21 protein-coding genes are annotated in these 21141 nt (G+C 40.5%); 15 read left to right on the plus strand and 6 right to left on the minus strand.

What is annotated here, in order from left to right:
- The 5 genes from atpH to GM920_RS19945 all read left to right on the plus strand — a co-directional run bounded on the left by atpH (window position 1) and on the right by GM920_RS19945 (window position 4449).
- Window positions 1–549 (plus strand): ATP synthase F1 subunit delta, encoded by a 549-nt coding sequence (gene atpH, locus GM920_RS19925; RefSeq protein ID WP_182960766.1) that lies wholly within the window; start codon window positions 1–3, stop codon window positions 547–549.
- A gap of 51 nt (window positions 550–600) precedes the next feature.
- Window positions 601–2175, plus strand: a complete 1575-nt coding sequence (gene atpA / locus GM920_RS19930; RefSeq protein ID WP_182960768.1) for a F0F1 ATP synthase subunit alpha — start codon at window positions 601–603, stop codon at window positions 2173–2175.
- Window positions 2176–2203: 28 nt separating this feature from the next.
- Window positions 2204–3088, plus strand: a complete 885-nt coding sequence (atpG, locus tag GM920_RS19935; protein ID WP_182960770.1) for an ATP synthase F1 subunit gamma — start codon at window positions 2204–2206, stop codon at window positions 3086–3088.
- Window positions 3089–3240: 152 nt separating this feature from the next.
- The gene (locus GM920_RS19940) at window positions 3241–3456 is read left to right on the plus strand and encodes a hypothetical protein (RefSeq protein WP_182960772.1); all 216 of its coding nucleotides are present in this window, start codon (window positions 3241–3243) and stop codon (window positions 3454–3456) included.
- Between the two features lie 141 nt (window positions 3457–3597).
- Window positions 3598–4449 (plus strand): DUF4349 domain-containing protein, encoded by an 852-nt coding sequence (locus tag GM920_RS19945; RefSeq protein ID WP_182960774.1) that lies wholly within the window; start codon window positions 3598–3600, stop codon window positions 4447–4449.
- A gap of 97 nt (window positions 4450–4546) precedes the next feature.
- Here the strand turns inward: GM920_RS19945 and ruvC are convergent, their stop codons facing one another.
- Complete coding sequence (gene ruvC / locus GM920_RS19950; RefSeq protein WP_182960776.1) at window positions 4547–5110, minus strand: crossover junction endodeoxyribonuclease RuvC; 564 nt, start codon at window positions 5108–5110, stop codon at window positions 4547–4549.
- A 43-nt stretch (window positions 5111–5153) separates the two neighbouring features.
- Here ruvC and GM920_RS19955 point away from each other — a divergent pair, with 43 nt between their 5' ends.
- The 7 genes from GM920_RS19955 (at window position 5154) to GM920_RS19985 (ending at window position 12202) form a co-directional block, all read left to right on the plus strand.
- Window positions 5154–6131 carry a lysylphosphatidylglycerol synthase transmembrane domain-containing protein gene (locus GM920_RS19955; protein WP_182960778.1) on the plus strand — a complete coding sequence of 326 codons (978 nt, stop codon included), beginning with the start codon at window positions 5154–5156 and terminating at the stop codon, window positions 6129–6131.
- Window positions 6109–7245, plus strand: coding sequence for a glycosyltransferase family 2 protein (locus GM920_RS19960; protein ID WP_182960780.1), 1137 nt, complete (start codon window positions 6109–6111; stop codon window positions 7243–7245). The genes GM920_RS19955 and GM920_RS19960 overlap by 23 nt, the downstream gene beginning before the upstream one ends.
- Complete coding sequence (locus tag GM920_RS19965; protein ID WP_182960782.1) at window positions 7245–8336, plus strand: ABC transporter permease; 1092 nt, start codon at window positions 7245–7247, stop codon at window positions 8334–8336. Before GM920_RS19960 ends, GM920_RS19965 begins: the two co-directional genes overlap by 1 nt.
- A gap of 28 nt (window positions 8337–8364) precedes the next feature.
- Window positions 8365–8976 carry a ribonuclease HII gene (locus GM920_RS19970; RefSeq protein WP_182960784.1) on the plus strand — a complete coding sequence of 204 codons (612 nt, stop codon included), beginning with the start codon at window positions 8365–8367 and terminating at the stop codon, window positions 8974–8976.
- Window positions 8977–8994: 18 nt separating this feature from the next.
- On the plus strand, window positions 8995–10197 hold the full coding sequence (locus GM920_RS19975) for a glycosyltransferase (RefSeq protein ID WP_182960786.1): 1203 nt from the start codon (window positions 8995–8997) through the stop codon (window positions 10195–10197).
- Between the two features lie 146 nt (window positions 10198–10343).
- Window positions 10344–11423 (plus strand): glycine cleavage system aminomethyltransferase GcvT, encoded by a 1080-nt coding sequence (gene gcvT / locus GM920_RS19980; RefSeq protein ID WP_182960788.1) that lies wholly within the window; start codon window positions 10344–10346, stop codon window positions 11421–11423.
- 56 nt (window positions 11424–11479) lie between these two features.
- Window positions 11480–12202 (plus strand): 2-phosphosulfolactate phosphatase, encoded by a 723-nt coding sequence (locus GM920_RS19985; RefSeq protein WP_182960790.1) that lies wholly within the window; start codon window positions 11480–11482, stop codon window positions 12200–12202.
- 5 nt (window positions 12203–12207) lie between these two features.
- Here GM920_RS19985 and GM920_RS19990 read toward each other — a convergent pair whose 3' ends face one another.
- Both GM920_RS19990 and gldB read right to left on the minus strand, forming a co-directional pair.
- A complete protein-coding gene (locus GM920_RS19990) occupies window positions 12208–13005 on the minus strand; it encodes a patatin-like phospholipase family protein (protein WP_182960792.1) in 798 nt (265 codons plus the stop codon).
- Window positions 13006–13032: 27 nt separating this feature from the next.
- On the minus strand, window positions 13033–14061 hold the full coding sequence (gene gldB / locus GM920_RS19995) for a gliding motility lipoprotein GldB (protein ID WP_182960794.1): 1029 nt from the start codon (window positions 14059–14061) through the stop codon (window positions 13033–13035).
- Between the two features lie 55 nt (window positions 14062–14116).
- On the opposite strand from gldB, the gene GM920_RS20000 reads away from it, so the two are divergent.
- Both GM920_RS20000 and GM920_RS20005 read left to right on the plus strand, forming a co-directional pair.
- Window positions 14117–14791: a porin family protein gene (locus GM920_RS20000; protein ID WP_235964593.1), complete on the plus strand. Its 675-nt coding sequence runs from the start codon at window positions 14117–14119 to the stop codon at window positions 14789–14791.
- A gap of 33 nt (window positions 14792–14824) precedes the next feature.
- Window positions 14825–16465, plus strand: a complete 1641-nt coding sequence (locus GM920_RS20005) for an NAD+ synthase (protein WP_182960796.1) — start codon at window positions 14825–14827, stop codon at window positions 16463–16465.
- A gap of 70 nt (window positions 16466–16535) precedes the next feature.
- Here the strand turns inward: GM920_RS20005 and lnt are convergent, their stop codons facing one another.
- The 3 genes from lnt to rsmI form a co-directional block, all read right to left on the minus strand.
- Entirely contained in the window at window positions 16536–18176 is a 1641-nt protein-coding gene (gene lnt / locus GM920_RS20010) for an apolipoprotein N-acyltransferase (protein ID WP_182960798.1), read from the minus strand.
- Between the two features lie 71 nt (window positions 18177–18247).
- A complete protein-coding gene (locus GM920_RS20015; protein ID WP_182960800.1) occupies window positions 18248–18910 on the minus strand; it encodes a PH domain-containing protein in 663 nt (220 codons plus the stop codon).
- Window positions 18911–19002: 92 nt separating this feature from the next.
- A complete protein-coding gene (gene rsmI / locus GM920_RS20020; protein WP_182960802.1) occupies window positions 19003–19719 on the minus strand; it encodes a 16S rRNA (cytidine(1402)-2'-O)-methyltransferase in 717 nt (238 codons plus the stop codon).
- Between the two features lie 120 nt (window positions 19720–19839).
- Between rsmI and serS the strand changes: the two genes are divergently transcribed.
- Window positions 19840–21111, plus strand: a complete 1272-nt coding sequence (gene serS / locus GM920_RS20025; protein ID WP_182960804.1) for a serine--tRNA ligase — start codon at window positions 19840–19842, stop codon at window positions 21109–21111.
- Window positions 21112–21141 lie beyond the last annotated feature (30 nt).

A 21141-nucleotide genomic window follows, 5' to 3' on the forward strand; every position in this document is an offset into this window, starting at 1 on the left:
ATGTTAGAAAATAAAGCAGCATCGAGATACGCCAAATCAATGATTGACCTTGCTCAAGAGCAAAACTCTTTGGAAGAAATCAAGAATGATATGGTGCTTTTAGATCAGGTGATTGATCAGAATCCAGAATTGGAAGCTATCCTTAATAACCCTATCGTTCCTTTGGACAAAAAATCAGGGATTTTAGAAGATGTATTTGGTGCCAAAGTAAATGTGGTAACAAAAGCCTTCTTAAAGCTGATTGTGAATAAAGGACGTTCAGCGATTTTATTCGGAATGGCAAAATCTTTCATTCAGCAATACAATGCCATTAAAGGAATTGTTACTGCTGAAGTAACTTCGGCAATCGAGCTGACTGATGCAAACAGAACAGAAATCGTAGCTTTAGTGAAAAAAGAAGTAGGCGCTAATGAAGTGGTTATTAAAGAAAAAGTTAATGACAAACTAATTGGCGGATTTATTTTGAAGGTTGGAGATAAGCAATTTGATGCAAGTATCGCCAACGGTTTGAATAAACTTAAAAAAGAATTTGCTCAGGGTATCGTTTAACTTGAGTATTTAAAATAGAAGATAACATATACTAAGAAATAATATAAAATTATGGTAGAGGTAAGACCAGACGAAGTATCGGCAATTATCAGGCAACAATTGGCGGGCTTTAAATCAGAAGCAGAACTTGAAGAAGTTGGTACCGTATTGCAGGTGGGTGATGGTATTGCCCGTGTTTATGGTTTAACTAAAGTTCAATCCGGTGAGTTAGTTGAATTTGAAAACGGCTTACAAGGTATTGTTTTGAACCTTGAAGAAGATAATGTTGGTGTGGTTTTATTAGGCCCATCTGACACGATCAAAGAAGGTGATACGATTAAACGTACTAAGAAAATTGCCTCTATTAAAGTTGGTGAAGGTATGTTAGGTCGTGTAGTTAACACGATGGGTGAGCCAATCGATGGTAAAGGACCAATCATTGGACAGACGTATGAAATGCCTATCGAGCGTAAAGCTCCAGGTGTAATCTACCGTCAGCCAGTTACTGAACCTTTACAAACAGGTATCAAAGCGATTGATGGTATGATTCCAATCGGTCGTGGTCAACGTGAGTTGGTTATTGGTGACCGTCAGATTGGTAAAACTGCGGTTTGTATCGATACTATCATCAACCAAAAAGAATTTTATGAAGCAGGTAACCCTGTTTACTGTATATATGTAGCTTGTGGTCAAAAAGCAAGTACTGTAGCAAATATCGTACGTACATTAGAAGAAAACGGTGCAATGCCATACACGGTTGTTGTTGCTGCTTCGGCTGCTGAACCTGCTCCATTGCAGTTCTACGCTCCTTTCTCTGGTGCTGCGATCGGTGAATTTTTCCGTGATACAGGTAGACCAGCATTAATTGTTTATGATGATTTGTCTAAACAAGCTGTAGCTTACCGTGAGGTGTCGTTATTACTTCGTCGTCCACCGGGCCGTGAGGCTTATCCTGGTGACGTGTTCTACCTTCACAGTCGTTTGTTAGAGCGTGCTGCTAAGATCAACTCAAATGATGAGATCGCACAAGCAATGAATGACCTTCCTGAATCATTGAAAGGTATCGTTAAAGGTGGTGGTTCATTAACTGCACTGCCAATTATCGAAACTCAAGCTGGTGACGTTTCTGCTTATATCCCTACGAACGTAATTTCGATTACTGACGGACAGATCTTCTTAGAAACTAACTTGTTCAACGCAGGTATTCGTCCAGCGATTAACGTAGGTATCTCGGTATCTCGTGTAGGTGGTAATGCGCAGATCAAATCAATGAAAAAGGTTGCTGGTACTTTGAAATTAGACCAGGCTCAATACCGTGAGTTAGAGGCTTTCTCTAAATTCGGTTCTGACCTTGATGCAGCTACTAAATCTGTACTTGATAAAGGTTCACGTAACGTGGAAATCCTTAAACAAGGTCAGTTCTCTCCAGTAACAGTAGAGAAACAAGTAGCGATCATCTATATTGGTACTAAAAACTTAATGCGTTCAGTTCCTATCAATAAAGTAAAGGAATTTGAAGCTGAGTACTTACAACAATTGGAATTACGTCATCCAGATACTTTGAAAGCTTTAAAAGCTGGTAAATTTGATGATGCAATTACCGGAGTATTGGAAACTGTAGCAAAAGAGCTTTCCAGCAAATACTAAATTACTCTTGACTGAAGAATAAAAAAGAATGGCTAATTTAAAAGAAGTAAGAATTCGTATATCATCGGTGCAATCTACACAGCAGATCACCAAGGCCATGAAAATGGTTTCGGCTGCGAAGTTGAAGCGTGCGACCAATGCGATTGTTCAGCTACGTCCGTATGCTACAAAGTTGAAAGAGATCCTAGGAAATCTTTCAGCGAGCTTAGAAGGATCATCGTCTCCGTTTATTCAGGAACGTGAACCAAATAAGGTATTGATTGTAGTGGTTTCTTCTAACCGTGGTTTAGCTGGTGCCTTTAACATGAATGTGATTAAAGAAACCAACAATTTAATCTCGGAAAAATATAGCGAACAATACAAAAAAGGTAACGTGAGTATCGTAGCTATCGGTAAGAAAGCACATGATTTCTATGAGAAACGTGGATACAATGTTATCGGAAATAACAATGAAGTATATGCTGCGCTTACTTTTGAAAATGTAACCAAGATCACCAATTCGATCATGGCAGGCTTTGAAAAAGGCGAATTTGATAAAGTAGAGTTAGTATACAACAGGTTTAAAAATGCGGCAGTTCAGATCTTAACGACTGAGCAGTTATTGCCTCTCCCTAAAACTGAAATTGCCGAAGGTGCAGACACTGCTCATGCAGTAGACTATATCATGGAGCCTTCTCAGGAGGAGATCGTATCGCAGTTGATCCCTAAGTCGATCAAAACTCAGGTATATAAAGCAGTATTGGATTCTCATGCTTCTGAGCATGGTGCCCGTATGACTTCAATGGATAAAGCAACTGAAAATGCTGGTGATTTGATTAAAGCGTTAAAGCTTTCTTACAACCAGGCACGTCAGGCTGCGATTACTACAGAGCTTACAGAGATTGTAAGTGGTGCAGCTGCACTAAACGGGTAATCATCCGAATCGTATTAAAAGCCCTTATCCACACGGATAAGGGCTTTTTTTATTTAGATCAGAGGTGTTTTTCTATAAATTGAAATTTATCACGCTGTTATACTGCTTTTTGTTTAATTAATATTATTTTTGTGCCATTAATAGAAAACACTATGGAACAGATACAACCTCATAATACTCCTAGCATGAAAAGAGCTAACGAGACATCCATCTATAAATTAATGGCTGTAGGAATTGTAATTGCCGTAATTGGCGTTTATTTGCGTTTTGCTGGCGATTCAATGACTTTATCTTTGGTATCATGGGCGATTTTATTTATCGGTGCATTCATCGCTTGTAAAGGCGTATTCAAAATATTAGCATCTTAGTTTTTTAAAAGCTTGCTGAAAAACCTCCTCAACTTCGGTTGTGGAGGTTTTTTTTTGTGGTCACATTTCTAGGACACTGTTTATTCTTAGGTTACCTTATCAGCTGCGTTGTATTAAGAAGAAACCTAACTATTAACGCTTATGAAAAAGTATCTTGCTTATTGCGCCGTCGCCCTCTTATTTGTAGCCTGTAATCAGGGAAATAAATCTCATAGGGAACCAACTTCGGATGCTGTGGATAGCCTCGCGGAAATCGCGGATAGTAGCTCATCAGAGAAAATTATCAAGACTGCCGATATGCGCTTTCGCGTCAAAAATGTACAGCAGACTAAAGTGAAACTAGGCGAACTGATCAAAGCGGAAGGTGGTACCCTGGCCGAATTCTCTATTCATAGTGATGTATACCAGTCAGAGAAAGTTCGTTATTCCACAGATTCCTTATTAGAACTGACTTCTTACCGTACCGAAGGCTCCATCGTGGCCAAAGTACCAGCCGATAAATTGGACGAATTTACAAATAGAGTAGCAGGTATGGCTGTATTTGTAGATCAGCAGTCGATGAAGTTTGATGATCAAAGCATTGCTTATCTCTCTAATCAATTGAAAAACCAGAATAGGGTAGAGGCGGTTAAACAATTGAATAAAAACGCCAATAAGAAAAGTAATAATGTGGAGACTGCGCTCGAGTTAAAAGACGATTATGTAGATCAGAAGATTCAAAACATGAGGATCAATGAGCGGGTGAAATATAGTGACATCACGCTTTCTTTTTACCAGGACAATACGGTGAAGAAATTGGTGGTTGGAAATGATAACCTGTCGGATTACCGTCCTTCATTTTTCAGAAGGTTAGGATTAAATATCCAAAATGGCTGGGTAATCTTTATGGAATTCCTATTGTTGCTGGCAAACCTTTGGATGTTGATATTGCTGGTCATAGCTGGTTTTTTTGCTTTTAGCGTGTACCGTAAAAGAAGAAATGCAAAGGCTTAGTTTTTTAACTCATCAAGTATTACTGAAGCCTGTTATATAGCAAAAATGCCCAATCCGGAAATCCAGGTTGGGCATTTTTGCTATTTATACTTTTTGGTTATTTAACACGCTTTTTATTGTCTTTTGCGAAGGCTTCCCATCCGGAATAAGATTTTCCTGAGCCGGAAGTACTCACTCTTTGGAAGGAGTGACAAACGGCAACAGCCAGACCATCGGTTGCATCCAGGAATTGTGGGGTCTCTTTAAACTTAAGTAAGGTTTGTAGCATCGCTGCCACCTGTTCTTTTCCTGCACTTCCGCTTCCGGTAATGGATTGTTTAATTTTACGCGGTGCATATTCCGTGATCGGAATGTTTCTGGATAAGGCTGCTGCCATGGCTACACCTTGCGCACGACCTAGTTTTAGCATCACCTGGATGTTTTTTCCATAGAAGGGAGCCTCCAATGCCATCGTATCTGGTTTATACTCCTCAATCAGGTGAATCGTCTTTTCAAAGATGCGTTGAAGTTTTAAAAAGTGGTCATCCATATGGTCCATTCGAACGATCCCCATGGTAATCAATTCGAGCTTACTTCCCTTTTCCAATATCACCCCATAACCCATAATCGAAGTGCCCGGATCTATGCCCATGATCACCCTTTCCTTTTTTTCCACCAACATAGAACAATATTAAGCATATTTGCACAGAGTAAAAGCAAAAAAGTTGACATCACAGTACAAAAAAATAGTTTCTTATCTCCTTAAAGCCGGCATTGTTCTTTTCGCATTTTGGTTTGTATATAACAAATTAACGGAAAACAAGAACCTTCAGGATTTCAAAAATCTGCTGAGTAAACTTCCGCAATGGGAAATTATTTCGGTCATGGGATTCGTCCTTTTTCTGATGCTGGTAAACTGGGGATTGGAAGCCATAAAATGGCAGCGATTGATTGCCAGTGTAGAACGGATTAGCCTTTGGAAGGCGGTAGCATCCGTTTTTTGTGGCCTAACCTGGGCAGTATTTACGCCCAATCGGATTGGAGAATATGGTGGGAGGGTGTTTTTCCTTTCGCCCAAAAGGCGTGTGATTGGCGTAGTAGCGATGGCTGTTGGTAACATCGGACAAATGGTACTGACCAATGTCTTTGGTGCGATCGCATTTTGTGTTTTCGTTTATAGGTTTGTCGACATTGATCCCCTGCTGTTTTATGCATTGCTGTTCTTTGCACTCATCTTTTGCTTGTTCTTCCTGATCTTTTATTTTAACATCAAATGGCTGAATGGACTGTTACTGTCTATGAAGTTCAGCAGAAAATATAAAAAGTTTTATAGCATCCTGGCGAGGTATCAAAAGAAGGAACTACTGAAAATTCTTTCCCTTTGCTTTTTAAGATACCTGGTTTTTAGCACCCAATATTTCATCCTGTTTTTCTGGCTGATTCCCAACCTTCACTATATGGAGATCCTGATGATGGTGAGTATCCTGTTCTTCGTACAGTCTACACTTCCTTCGCTGGATTTATTTGATATTGGCGTGAGAACTGCAACTGCCTCGTATTTCTTTAGCTCGATTACAGATCAGGAAGTGGCAGTGATTGCATGTACGGCCAGTATCTGGCTGATAAATATTATTATTCCTGCTATATTAGGCACTTATTTCGTATTTAAACTTAATTTTTTTGGAAATCCACAGCGTAGCTAGTTATATCACTTCTATTTTAACGGTCTTATATGTGTTCGTCGTGTTCAGCTTTATCAGAGGCTGGCATAAGCTGAGCTATTATCAACCGAAAAAGCCAGCTTTAAAAACTAAAGTCTCCATTTTGGTAGCTGCCAGAAATGAAGCAGAAAATATCAGGAGGACCCTGGATGATCTTTGCGCACAATCCTACGATAAAGCACTTACCGAAATCATCTTTATCGACGACCATTCTACAGATGATACTGCCGCAATCATTGAATCTTATGCCTCAAAAGGCGTAAAGCTGATTCGTTTGAATGAAGATCGCGCACTGAATTCTTATAAGAAAAAAGCCATTCAAACGGCCATCGGTCAATCTACCGGTGACCTCATTATTACTACTGATGCCGATTGCAGAATGGGTAAGGATTGGTTGAAAACGATTATCGGTTTTTATGAAGAGAAAGACTATAAAATGATTTCCTCGCCAGTGGCTTATTTTGAAGAAAAGAGTTTCTTTGAAAGGGCACAGGCATTAGAGTTTCTATACCTGATTGGTCTGGGGGCTTCTACTATTGGCAATAAAAAACCTTCCACCTGTAATGGGGCCAATCTGGCTTATGAAAAGGCAGCTTTCTATGAAGTTGGCGGTTTCAAAGGGATCGATGACCTGGCTTCGGGAGATGATGAACTGCTATTGCATAAAATGGCTGCTCGTTATGACAACAACATTGGTTTCCTGAAAAATGAGGACGCAGTGGTTTATACGCATGCTAAAGCAACGCTTGGAGAGTTTATTCAGCAAAGAAAACGCTGGGCTTCGAAGAGTACCCGGTATAAAAACAAGGCGATCATTGTACTCGGTGTGGCAATCTGGTTGTTTAATGTGAGTATCTTGTTAAATATTGCCATTGGCCTGTTCATCGGATTCTATTTTAAACTGGCTTTAGCACAATTGCTGATTAAGATTCTGGTAGAATTTATATTTTTATATCAGGTTACGGGTTTCGCAAAACGAAGAGCACTATTGGTGTTATTGCCATTGCTCAATTTGATGCACATCTTGTATATCGTTTATATTGGGGTGGCAGGAAATTCAGGAAAGTACAATTGGAAAGGTAGAATGGTGAAATAATGGAAAACAACAATAGTCCGTCGAAGGAGGTATGGAAGCGGTTTAAGCAAAACAAAATGGCTTTCTCCGGACTATTATTTATTCTGTTTTTAATGTTGATCGGGATATTAGGTTACCTGATTACACCAGATCAAACGCCTTTTGCCAATACCATGCATTTGCAGCTGAGCAATAAAAAACCTGGTCGGAGTTTTGACTTTCTCATCATCAGCAGAAATTCAGACGTTAAAAAACTGAACTTCCTGCAGAAGATGTTCTCCGGGCAGGAGGCAGACTATAAAAGTATTCCCATTACTTCTTATCGGGAAGTAGGGAATAAGGTACATGCAAAGGAGTACATTGGGGATGATGAGCAGGCAGAAGAAACGATCTATCCTTTAGTAGCAGGGAAGAACAGGTACAGTCAGACTTTCTGGCTTGGTACAGATGTCTATGGCCGTGATTTGTTGAGTAGGTTGATGATTGGCGTCCGTGTTTCTTTATCCGTTGGCCTCATGGCGGTACTCATTTCTCTGCTCATCGGCATTAGCTTAGGTGCTTTAGCCGGTTATTTTTCGCGGAAGACTGATGCAGCCATTAGCTGGTTCATGAACGTGATCTGGTCACTCCCTTCCTTGTTACTCGTGATTGCCATTTCCTTTGCACTGGGAAAAGGTTTCTGGCAGATATTTATCGCCGTTGGATTGTCTACCTGGGTAGATGTTGCCAGATTGGTGCGTGGGCAGGTGATGGCCTTGAAACAAGTGGAATTTGTGGAAGCCGCGAAAGCACTTGGCTATTCTACCCCTCGCATTATCATCAAACACATGTTACCCAATATTGCCGGCCCAATCCTGGTGCTGGCCTCTGCAAATTTTGCTGCTGCAATTTTATTGGAATCGGGATTAAGCTTCCTTGGCTTTGGCGCACAGCCGCCCATGCCCAGTTGGGGAGGGATGATCAAGGAACATTATGGCTATATCATTATGGATGCTGCTTACCTGGCTATTTTACCAGGCCTGGCCATCATGATCACGGTTTATGCTTTCAATCTGCTGGCCATCGGCCTGAGAGATGCTTTTGATGTAAAATCTCAAAATATTTCTGTTTAATCGTCAGTTCTTGGCTTAACTTTGTGGGATGCTGTTAAACTGTTATCAGAACGAATTAGTAGAGGCCGGCTGCGATGAAGCAGGTAGAGGTTGTCTTGCAGGCCCTGTTTTTGCTGCCGCTGTTATTTTGCCAAAAGACTTTATTGCCGGTCAACTGAACGACTCTAAGAAACTGAACCATAAACAGCGTGAAGCCTTAAGGATCATCATTGAAAAGGAAGCGATTGCCTGGGCAGTAGCAGAAGTAGACCATGTGGAGATCGATAAGATCAATATTTTAAATGCTTCTTTCCTGGCCATGCATCGGGCAGTAGAAAAGTTATCCGTTAAACCAGAATACCTGGTGATCGATGGTAACCGTTTTAAAACCTATCCTGAAATTCCACATGCCTGTATTGTGAAAGGGGATGGGAAGTACCTGAACATTGCTGCTGCTTCTATTCTGGCGAAAACTCATCGTGATGAGTTTATGGAAAAGATTGCGGAAGAATATCCGGTTTATCAATGGAAACAGAATAAAGGATATCCGACTATCGTGCATCGCAACGCAGCTTTAACACATGGCTTATCACCATACCATCGTAAAACTTTCAGTATTTCTAAGCCACAACTCGCACTGTTTTCTGAAAGCGAAGGATAATTCGTATTTTCACATAATTTGAAAGCACTGATCCTCACCAACAGAATACCCTTTCCGCCCAATAGTGGCTATCCGATTGTGGTCTATAATACCATAAAAGGGTTGTTAAATTTGGGGGTTGAAATCACTTTGTTTAGTATTAACCCTAAAAAGTATCAGGTAGATGTAGAGGAAATCTATGATCCTTTATTTCAAAAGATCAAATTTTACTCCATTGATCTGGATACCGGGGTCAATGTGTATGGGGCGATACTCAATCTCTTTTCCAATCAATCTTATAATGTTTCCCGCTATTATGATGAGGGTGCTGCCAGTTTACTTGCAGAGGTATTGAAGGAAGATGATTTTGATATCATTCAGTTTGAGGGACTTTTTGTGGTTCCTTATTTGGACGTAGTCAAAGAAAATAGCAAGGCGAAAGTGATTTACCGTGCTCATAATATAGAGTTCGATGTCTGGGAACGCATCGCGATGACAGAGAAATTCACGCCAAGGAGAAGTTATCTTCAATTTCTTGCCCGTCGTTTGAAGGTTTATGAAACAGAACAAATCAATCGATTTCATCAGGTTTTCGCGATTTCTGAGCAAGACAGGCAAAGCATTTTAAGATTCGGCTCGGCAACGGCACTGGAGGTTTTTCCGGTAGCGCTGGACTTTGAGAAATATGTGGCTGATCCTTCGAAAACAAGCTTCCCTACCTTGTTCCATTTGGGAGCAATGGATTGGCGCCCAAATCGAGAAGGTTTAGAATGGTTTCTGGATGAAATTTGGCCCGATATTGAAAAGCTGAATTCTGAGCTCCGCTTTTATATTGCCGGAAAAAATATGCAACAACAATTTTTTGAATATGATTCCGATAACCTCGTCGTAGAAGGAGAAGTTTTTGATGCCGTAGAATTTATCAATTCTAAAGCCATTATGATTGTGCCTTTGTTATCCGGAAGTGGGATGCGTGTGAAAATTATTGAAGGGATGGCGATGAGCAAATGTATCATTGCTACGAGCATGGCAGCCGAAGGTATTCGCTGCGAAAATGGGAAAGATATCCTCATTGCAGATACCGCGGATGAGTTTTATCGGGCGATCCTGCAATGTATCACGAACCCTAAAAAGTGGCGGGAAATTGGGGAAAACGCAAGGAAAACTGTGGAAAGAGACCATGACATCAAAATCATTGCGCCAAGAATGCTGAATATCTACCAAAAATTACTTACTGTTTAATTTTTATGTACTTTTGCCCACGTTTTTGGCCTTTAAATGCTGAAATACTGGGTGATTAACCAAAAACAAGAAGCAATCAGATAATTCCAATGGAGATGCCATCTTTTTGGGCTGCTTCATAACCGTTAAAAAACAAAATTATTCTAATGAAAAATACCGCATTAACAGAAAAACACATTTCATTAGGTGCCAAAATGGTGCCTTTCGCAGGTTACAATATGCCAGTTCAGTATGAAGGTATCAATGCAGAACACGCAACAGTACGAGGATCTGTGGGCGTTTTTGACGTAAGCCACATGGGTGAATTCATCATTAAAGGTGAAAATGCATTGGACCTTATCCAAAGCGTAACCAGCAATGATGCTTCAAAATTATATGACGGTAAAGTACAATATTCTTGTCTGCCAAATGAAGATGGTGGTATTGTAGACGATTTATTGGTTTACAGAATCGATGAAGCTACTTATATGTTGGTTGTCAATGCTTCTAACATTGAGAAAGACTGGAATTGGATTCAGAAATTCAATGATAAAGGGGTAGAAATGCACAATATTTCTGATCAGACTTCTCTTTTGGCGATTCAAGGTCCTAAAGCTGCTGAAGCATTACAGAGCTTAACAGACGTAGATCTTGCTTCTATGGAGTACTATAACTTCGTAAAAGGAACTTTTGCAGGTATTGAAAATGTGATCATTTCTGCTACAGGTTATACTGGTGCTGGTGGTTTTGAGATTTATTTCGACAATGCAAATGCGGAGGCAATCTGGGATGCTATTTTCGAAGCTGGTGCAGCATTCGGTATTAAGCCAATTGGTTTAGGTGCCCGTGATACCTTGCGTTTAGAGATGGGTTTCTGCTTATATGGAAATGATATCGATGATACTACTTCTCCAATTGAAGCAGGATTGGGATGGATTACTAAATTCAGCAAAAAATTCACCAACTCTGAGGCTTTACAAGCACAGAAAGAAGCTGGTGTTGCCCGTAAATTGATCGGTTTTGAAATGATCGACAGAGGTATTCCTCGTCATGATTATGAGATTGTGGATGCAGAAGGAAACGTGATTGGAAGAGTAACTTCCGGTACGCAAGCACCATCTTTGCAAAAAGCAATCGGTATGGGTTATATTGACAAAGCTTTGGCTAAAGAAGGTACTGAGATCTTTATCAATATCCGTAATAATAAAATTAAAGCGAAAGTGGTAAAATTCCCTTTCACTAAATAAGTATCATAAAGCAATAGAAAACATCAACATTTAGCATTATCACCATTCCATTACCCATGCAGAAAAGTATAGAAGTTTGTTTAACGCCAGCATTATTAGATCTTTATTCAATAGAAGACCGCGTAGTGGTGGTTATTGATGTGCTGAGAGCGACCTCTTCAATGGTCTATGGAATTGACAATGGTGCTACAGCAATCATCCCTGTTGCACAGGTAGAAGATTGTCTGAATTATGCAAATGAAGGTTTTCTATTGGCTGCAGAGCGAAATGGAGAAGTGGTTGAAGGCTATGACTTCGGCAATTCTCCATTTTCTTACTCCCGCGAAAAAGTGAATGGCAAAACAATTGTGCTGACCACCACCAATGGTACGAAAGCATTACACCTGGCCAGAAATAGGGCACATCAGGTGGTCATCGGTTCGTTTTTAAACCTGGAGGCACTTTGTAACTACCTTCGTGTACAAGATAAAGGGGTATTGCTGCTTTGCGCAGGCTGGAAAGATAAATTCAATCTGGAAGATACCTTGTTTGCCGGTGCTGTAGTGCGGGAATTGCGTAAAGACTTTACGCATTTTGACGATTCTAGTGTTGCCGCAGAAGATTTGTATGCTTTGGCAAAAGATGACCTGAGAAATTACCTTCATAAATCTTCTCATAGCCATAGATTGGCGCAGCTGAACATCGAAGAAGATGTGAAATTCTGTCTGCAGCTGAACATCTGTACCACTATTCCTGTATTGATAGGGGATAGTTTAGTGGCATTAGAGGTAGGCGCTTAAGGCGCTTATATCGCGATGGAATCCTGTCTGAAATTAAGAATCAGTTCCTGCAGACTTTCATTGGTTTGAATGGTTTTTAATGTCTGCTCATAGGCCAGCCAGTAAATTGTTTCTGCCTTTTTCATATCGAAAGTGCTGATGTCTCCCATACCTGTAGGCTCGATCATCGCATTGCAAAAAGCAGCTTTCTGCTCTGTATCTTTATTTATTGACATCACACCTGCTCTTTTCATGAGCGTAGAGATATTGGTGATCTTATCCATTTTCGTCAAATGATTACAGGAAGAGCCAATGATATAATCGCAACTACTCATTAAAGGTTCTACCGGGAAGTTATTCAAAATCCCGCCATCTACATACATCTGGTTTTCGATCATGATCGGTCTGAAAATCCCAGGAATACAACTGGAAGCAAGTACAGCCCTGATGAGTGGACCCTCTGTGAAATAAACCAGTTTTCCTTCACTGAAATTGGTGGCTGCAATGGTTAATGGAATTTTCAGATTTTCCATACGATCTACCGGAAGGTGCTCTTTTAACAACTCCTCCACATGCTCAATATTGATCAAGCCCAAGGAACCCAATGCGGGTCTGATAAAACGGAATAGTTTTGCTTTAATAAAGATATCCAATCCGGCCTCAGGATCTATTCCCGAAGCATAAAATGCACCTGCAATAGAACCTGCACTCGTTCCACTGATGTGGTGAAACTTAATTCCTGCATTCTTTAAAGCTTTTAAGACACCCAGATGAGCGATTCCTCTGATCCCTCCACCTGACAATACGATTCCTACCTTGACCATAATTTTTCTTTGACCTAATTACTACTGCTATTTAGGTTTATATTTTGATAAGTTCAATATTTTTTGAGGATCTTTTTCTGCCATCAGCTGTTGAAGCGTGACTTCTTTATTCTCCTCCATATATTTTCTCACCATCTGCCAACCCATCCATACACCTAATTTTGGTGCTGATTCCTGCTTTTCACCTAATCCGGGAGTGAAAGGACCTTCTCCTAAAAACACCTGGATCTTTTGATAGTCGGTTTCGAACAATAAATTGTTTTGCAATAAGTAGGCCCAAATGTCTACTTCATAGGTTTTACACCAATCTATTTGTGTTTTGGTGTAGCCAATTTTGACAGAATCTGCGACGTTATCCGCCAATACCTGGTCCATAAAATACAAGATCTTGCCATTTTGAATCATTTTCGACAATAAGGTTCTGTCCTCATCACGGGCAGGGAATAGATCCTCCCGCGCGTAAGTTTCCGTTATCCTGGGAACCACGTACTCCGGACTGAAACGACGGGAAAGATAAGTAGGAACACTTTGTACAATTGCGCCATAAAATTTGCTGTTTTTACCAAGAAACATGTCCAGGCCAATGCCCATGTAATCGTCGCCAATGGGTGTTTGTACAGCAAAGCCGGAAACAAATGAAACCATCTTTGGAATTTTTGCTCCAGGATAATAATGTTTTACATATTTAAAAGTTTGCGTCAGGTCTTTTTCAATACTGCCCATATCTTTGAAAACACTGTCGGCTTCTTTGTTGAGGTCGGTATAGGCCTGGTCTTTATAAAGGGTAGCTAGAATTTCCGGACTGCTGTAACTCGCATCGCCAACCATTCTGTGGATGTAATCCTGGTAAAAAGCACCATATTTTTTTTGTAGCATTTCATCCGTCTGTTGCAGGTCTTTGGACTTTCCTTGAAATAGGTCCTGATCGAAACGTTCTACTTTTATATCCAGTTGTATGTTGCTTACATCGGGCTTATTGGCCTGCTTACATGAAAAAAAAGCGAGCATAGAGAGAAAAAATAGATAGATTTGGCTGGGTTTTACGTTATATATCATTTATAGCAAATATATAGACATCCCAGAGGAAAATTGCAAAACATATTGATTGAAAATGATGAAAAACACATACCTAACTTTATTCTTACTTCTTTTAACAGGACAACTTTTTGCACAGCAGAATGGATCTCCATATTATGGCTTCAGATTGGGCTTAACCGCGCACCCTACTTTAGGTTGGGTGAAACCGGAAGTGGGAAAATCAGAAGGCCTGGCATTGGGTTTTTCTTATGGTTTATTGGGAGATTTTAATTTCGCGGAAAACTACTCTTTTGCCACCGGATTAACGATTACCACGATTAACGGTAAAAGTACAGAGGTAAATGCAAGGCCTTATTATAATCCTGCGGATGGCAATAATGTCGCTTATGATTTAAGATACAGGCTACAATACATTGAAGTGCCACTAACGATAAAATTGAAAACCAATAAAATTGGCCCATTAAGGTGGTATGGACAATTCGGTATTTCTAATGATTTTAACATTGGTGCCAAACAAAATGCACAAATGGCAGGGAAGAAGGTGGAGAATGACAGAAATATTTCTGACTATACTAAATTCTACCGTGCAGGTATGGTGGTTGCCGCAGGTGGTGAATATGACCTGGACGACCGTACCAGTGTAGCCATTGGATTAACCTTTAATAATGGTTTAACCAATATTGTAAAGGATGGTGATCGCAGGGCTAAAAACCATTATGTTGGCCTAAATTTAGGCGTCTTCTTTTAAGGAATTACGAATCAGATTTTTAAGTATATACACATGAATATCGCACTGGCACAACTCAATTACCATATTGGGAACTTTGAATACAACACGAAAAAGATCATTGAAAACATCGAACAGGCAAAAGCAAAAGGTGCCGACCTGGTTGTCTTTGCAGAACTGGCCGTTTGTGGTTATCCTGCGAGGGATTTTTTAGAGTTTGATGAGTTTATTGAATTGTGCGAAAATGCCGCAAAGGAAATTGCCAGCAAATGTCATGGCATTGCCTGTATCATCGGATTACCAGTGAAAAACGATATTCTTGCGGGGAAAGACCTTTATAATGCAGCTTATTTTATTGAAGATGGGCGGATCAAAAACATCGTAAAAAAAGCCTTACTGCCTACTTATGATGTGTTTGATGAATACCGTTATTTTGAACCAGCCAATCATTTCGAATGTATCCGTTTTAAAGGGCAGAAGATTGCGCTGACCATTTGTGAAGACTTATGGAACATCAACAACAACCCTTTATATGCCTCTTCACCAATGGACGAGCTGATTCGTCAGAAGCCCGATTTGATGATCAATATTGCGGCATCGCCATTTTCTTATTGTCATGATGATGAAAGGGTTGTTGTTTTATCTGATAATGCAAAAAAATACAAGCTGCCATTGCTGTATGTGAACCAGGTTGGCGCGCAGACAGAGATCATTTTTGATGGCGGTTCTATGGTGTTTGATAAAAAGGGAGAGTTGGTGGATGAGATGCCATATTTCCAGGAAGAGCTGCGCCTTTATGAATTGGAAAAGGGGCATTTCAAAGGCCATAGCCCAATTGTACATGAAGCGGCACCTGATATTGAGCAGATTTATGAAGCTTTGGTATTGGGGATCAAAGATTATTTCGATAAATCAGGGTTCAGCAAAGCAGTATTGGGACTTTCCGGAGGAATAGACTCCGCAATTGTCTGCGCTTTAGCTTGCAAGGCATTAGGACCAGAAAATGTGATGGCCGTCTTGATGCCTTCTAAATATTCTTCCGATCATTCGATTGATGATGCGCTTGCCTTGGTGAAAAATATCGGTTGTAAACATGAAATCATTCCCATTGCAGCAGCTGCGGATGCTTTTGATCAAATGATGGCACCTGCTTTTCATGGATTGCCATTCAACCTGACAGAAGAAAATATTCAGGCCAGATGTAGGGGAATCATCCTGATGGCCATGTCCAATAAATTTGGTTATATCTTATTGAACACTTCGAATAAAAGTGAGTGTGCAGTAGGTTATGGTACGCTATATGGAGATATGTGTGGTGCAATCGGCGTGATTGGCGATGTTTACAAAATTCAGGTCTATGAATTGGCTCATTATATCAATAAAGATGGAATCGTAATACCAGAGAACTCAATCGTTAAACCCCCATCAGCAGAGCTGAGACCAGGGCAGAAAGATTCAGATTCTTTACCTGATTACGATATCCTCGATAAAATACTTTTCCAATACATCGAACTGAAACAAAGTTCTGCGGCAATTATTGCACAGGGTTATGAGGAAGCTTTGGTGAGAAGGATTTTGAAGATGGTGAATAATGCCGAATTTAAGCGTTATCAGACGCCACCGATTTTAAGGGTGTCGCCTAAAGCATTTGGAATGGGCAGAAGGATGCCAATAGTAGGAAAGTACCTTTCCTAGAAAAGCTATTTTTCTAAAACGAGAAAGCGCCTGAATCATGAAATGATCAGGCGCTTTCTCGTTTAAACTATCATTTTTTAACCCATTTACGGTAAGGAATGATCAAGGCGAGCAAGACTGCGACAAAAGAAAACAGTTTTGCAATCAGGTCTCCGTTTTTTACGTAAAAAGTCAGGTCGCTATTCAGGTTGATGTCTGCCTTTAATGCAGTACGTGTCCACCATTTACTTCGTTTGATAATATCTCCTTTTTGATCAATAAAACCGGAGATACCAGTATTTGCAGAACGCACTACCCAGCGTCTGGTTTCAATTGCTCGTAATTTCGCGTATAAGAGGTGTTGGTCTTTTCCGGAAGTGTTTCCCCACCAACCATCATTGGTGATGATAGCGATGAACTGAGCGCCATCCTTTACAGATTGTCCTACCCAGTCTCCCCATAAAGATTCATAACAAATCACCGGAGCTACGCCTACACCACTTTGTGCATAGAATACACCTGGATTGTCTTGCCATCCCCAGCCACCAACAGTACCGCCTAATTGGGCGAAAACAGGAGTCAGGAAGGCGAGGGTTTTAGGAAATGGCATTTTTTCTACGCCAGGTACCAATTTCGATTTGTGGTAGAATTGCACATTCGCAGAGTTTTCTACCTGCATTGCTGCATTGAAATTATCGATAAAAAGGCCACTGTTTGGGTCTAATTTGGAGCTGATCGTTTGTTTGTCATTATACACCTTAATGCTTTCAATTCCGGTGATCAATGTTCCGTTTTTATACTTGGAAATAAAATCCTGAAGTTGGATGAAATCGGGATTACTTCTAATCCTTTCTTCATCACTATAATTGGAAATTGCCGTTTCTGGCCAGATGAAATATTCGGTGTTGACTTGCCCTACGGAATCAGAAAGGTGGGTAAGGATGCCCAATTGATCTCTTGTAGAAATGCCACCCAGCTTTAGGTAGGGGTCAATGTTTGGTTGAACGGTCACCACATTGACCGGCATTGTTTTTTCTGTATAGGTCGAGTACCGGATCAGTGATGCTACGATAGGAAGTACAATCACTGCCGCCAAGATCATGATCGGCCTGAATTTAAGGTAGCCTTTTTGAGTTTTCCAGGCCTGATAAGCTTCAAAGGCAAGAATGTTGCTCAACAAGATCCATAAGGAACCACCATAAACGCCGGTCAGCTCATACCATTGCACCAACTGGTGACTCGCAGCAAAGCCGTTTCCAAGCGTCATCCATGGAAAGGCAAGGTCCCAGGTTTGCTGTAGGTATTCCATCGCAATCCAGAAACTGATCAATCCGGTGTATGCTAACCATTTACCCGTGTATTGGCTTAAGCGGTAATACAACCAGAAAGCAAAAGTCAGGAGTAATGCGCCAAGACCATAAGGAATCAGCGAAACTAAGAAGGCCACAAAAGGGTGGTTGTAAGCGCTTACTGCATTGTAAACCCAGTAAATACAGGCGGTATTCCAAATGAGAAAAGTTAGTCCGGCAGTTAAAAATACTTGTTTTCCTTTTTTCGCCTTGCTACCCGTACTTGTATTTACAGCGTTGCTATTGCGAATTTGCGAAATGGCGAGGAGTAAAGGAACCAGGCCAACCAATAAAAGTGGGGTGGTATATGGAATAGGCGGCCAGGCCAACCACATTAAAAAGGCGCTAAGCAAGGCAAGTAGCGTGGTGTTTTTTGAATTCATTGGGATGTAATGGGAATGGGCTAAAGAAGCTGCTGGCGCTACCAACAGCTTTTATTTTCTAAGCGAGGGGGTTAAAAACTATCGAGAATGTCTGCTTTTTTCGCTTCATATTCTTCCAGTGTAATCAATTGTTTATCATACAAGGTTTTCAATTTTCTCAGCTTTAACGTCGTCTCATCTTCAGGTTCTTCTACCAGAACAGGGGCTACAAACGGGGCTGCTACTGGAGCAGGAGGGATGAAAGCCAATGGCTCTTCTTCTACAGATGGTTTAGGAACGGTGTTGACCGTTACCGGAGAGGTAGTTGAACGTCTTTCCTCCAGCTCTATTTGTCTTTGCTGCTCTTTAAATTCTTCCAGTTGCTCATGTGCTGCCTGGTATAATTTACGGGCTTGAACTTTTGGAATATATTCCGTGATGATATTCTCGCCATAAGTAGGGACACATATAAATTTAGAACCAAAAATCTCCTCTTTAAAAGAAACCTCTTTAATGGTTTTCCAGGAGATATCTTTGAAGTTCATGGTGATCCCAAAATTACCAGGCTCGCAATAGAAAATACGTTTGTTACTCACCACAATGCAGGTAGGGAGCAAGTTTACAGCAGGTCTTTTTTGTACCGCCATATAAATCAGTTCCTCATTCGCACCGAGCATATCATTTAACTTTCCTATTACCTTTTCAACAGCTTTAGGATCTTGTTCGTCACTTAAAAATCTATCAATTAATATCATATAAATGCTTTTTATAATACTATCAAAAATTGAACCTGAATTGTTCTTATTTACTCCCGGAATGTGCTTACGTACTCCTGGAGTATCATCCTTTAATCCTCAGAATCGTCCTTATTATACTTAGATTTCTTTACCGGTTCTTTTCCTGCAATACAGATCACAAACTCACCTTTCAGAATGTTATTCTCAAAATGTTCTTTGATTTCCAGCAGGGTACCTCTTACGGTTTCTTCGTACATTTTTGTCAGCTCTCTGCTCACCGAAGCCTGACGGTCTTCACCGCAGTATTCTGCAAATTCTTCCAGTGTTTTAAGTAATCTATGCGGACTTTCATATAAAATGATGGTACGATCTTCTTCTGCAAGCTTCTTGAAACGTGTTTGTCTGCCTTTTTTAACGGGTAAAAAACCTTCAAAGATAAAGGTGTCAGCAGGCAGACCAGAGTTGACCAATGCGGGTACGAAAGCCGTTGCACCTGGCAAACACTCTACAGCAAGATCGTTTTTAATGGCCTCTCTCACCAGGAAAAAACCGGGATCAGAAATCGCAGGAGTTCCGGCATCAGAGATTAATGCCACATTTTTTCCCTCTTTCAGAAATTTGATGATCTCAGAAGTTGCCTGATGCTCATTGTGCTGGTGGTGAGAATATGCTTTTTTGTCGATCCCAAAATGTTTCAGCATCGGTGCACTTGTACGCGTATCTTCGGCCAGAATCACATCTGCCTCTTTTAAAATCCTTATCGCCCTGAAGGTCATATCCTCAAGGTTGCCAATCGGCGTGGGAACAAGAAATAATTTGCCTTCCATAGTATTTTTTTCATCAGCTCAGCCAAAATAGCGCTCCTGTTCAAGGATATTATCCTACAGATGGCTTTGGAGGTTCGCAATGACGAGTTAAGTTATTATCTTTGTTTAAAATATAAAATAATGCTGCAAGTTAACTATATCCGCGAAAATAGAGACAAAGTTTTAGAACGACTGAGTGTACGTAAATTCAAACAACCAGAATTGGTTGATGAAATTATTAAAATTGATGAAGAGCGTAGACAAGCTCAAACCTCCTTAGATTCACTTTCCGCAATTGCTAATGCCAGTGCTAAACAAATTGGTGAGCTGATGCGTAATGGAAAAAAAGAGGAAGCGGAAGTATTAAAATCGGAGACTACAGCAAATAAAGAGCAAATCAAAAATCTTTCAGAAGTATTGGTTGCCGCAGAAGAGAAGTTGTTTCAATTGTTGGTACAATTGCCTAACCTACCTCATGAATCTGTGGCTACAGGAAATACTGCAGAAGAAAATGAAGAAATATTGATCCATGGTGAGCCAGCAGTATTGGGCGAAAATGCAGTTCCACATTGGGAATTGACCACCAGGTATGACATCATCGATTTTGAACTGGGTACTAAAATTACGGGTGCTGGATTCCCGGTATATAAAGGAAAAGGTGCACGTTTACAAAGAGCCCTGATCAATTACTTCCTGGATAAAGCTGTAGAAGCAGGATACAGAGAAATGCAAGTGCCATTATTGGTGAACGAAGCTTCAGGCTTTGGTACCGGACAATTGCCGGATAAAGAAGGACAAATGTACCATTCAGGTGTGGATAACCTTTACCTGATTCCTACTGCCGAAGTACCGGTAACGAATTTATACCGTGATGTGATTTTGAAAGAGGAAGAACTTCCGATTAAAAACACGGCTTATACGCCATGTTTCCGTCGCGAGGCTGGATCTTATGGTGCGCATGTAAGAGGTTTAAACCGTTTACACCAGTTTGATAAGGTAGAATTGGTACAAGTTGTACACCCGGATAACTCTTATGAAACATTAGAGCAGATGAGTGCTTATGTACAAGATCTGTTGAAGGACCTTGGCTTACACTTCCGCGTTTTACGCTTATGTGGTGGTGATATGGGCTTTGCTGCTGCCATGACTTATGATATGGAAGTATGGAGTGCTGCACAACAACGCTGGTTAGAGGTTTCTTCTGTTTCAAACTTTGAAACTTACCAGAGTACACGTTTAAAATTAAGGTTTAAAGGTGCTGCCGGTAAAACACAATTGGCGCATACTTTAAATGGAAGTGCATTGGCATTACCACGTATTGTGGCTTGTATCCTGGAAAACAACCAGACCGATAAAGGGGTGAAAATTCCTGAGGTGTTGGTAAAATATACAGGTTTCGAATATATTGATTAATACTGATCATTTGGCTCAGCTGATGCCGGG

Source organism: Pedobacter gandavensis (genome assembly GCF_014172405.1).
In the GTDB taxonomy this organism is placed as follows: Bacteria; Bacteroidota; Bacteroidia; order Sphingobacteriales; family Sphingobacteriaceae; genus Pedobacter; species Pedobacter gandavensis.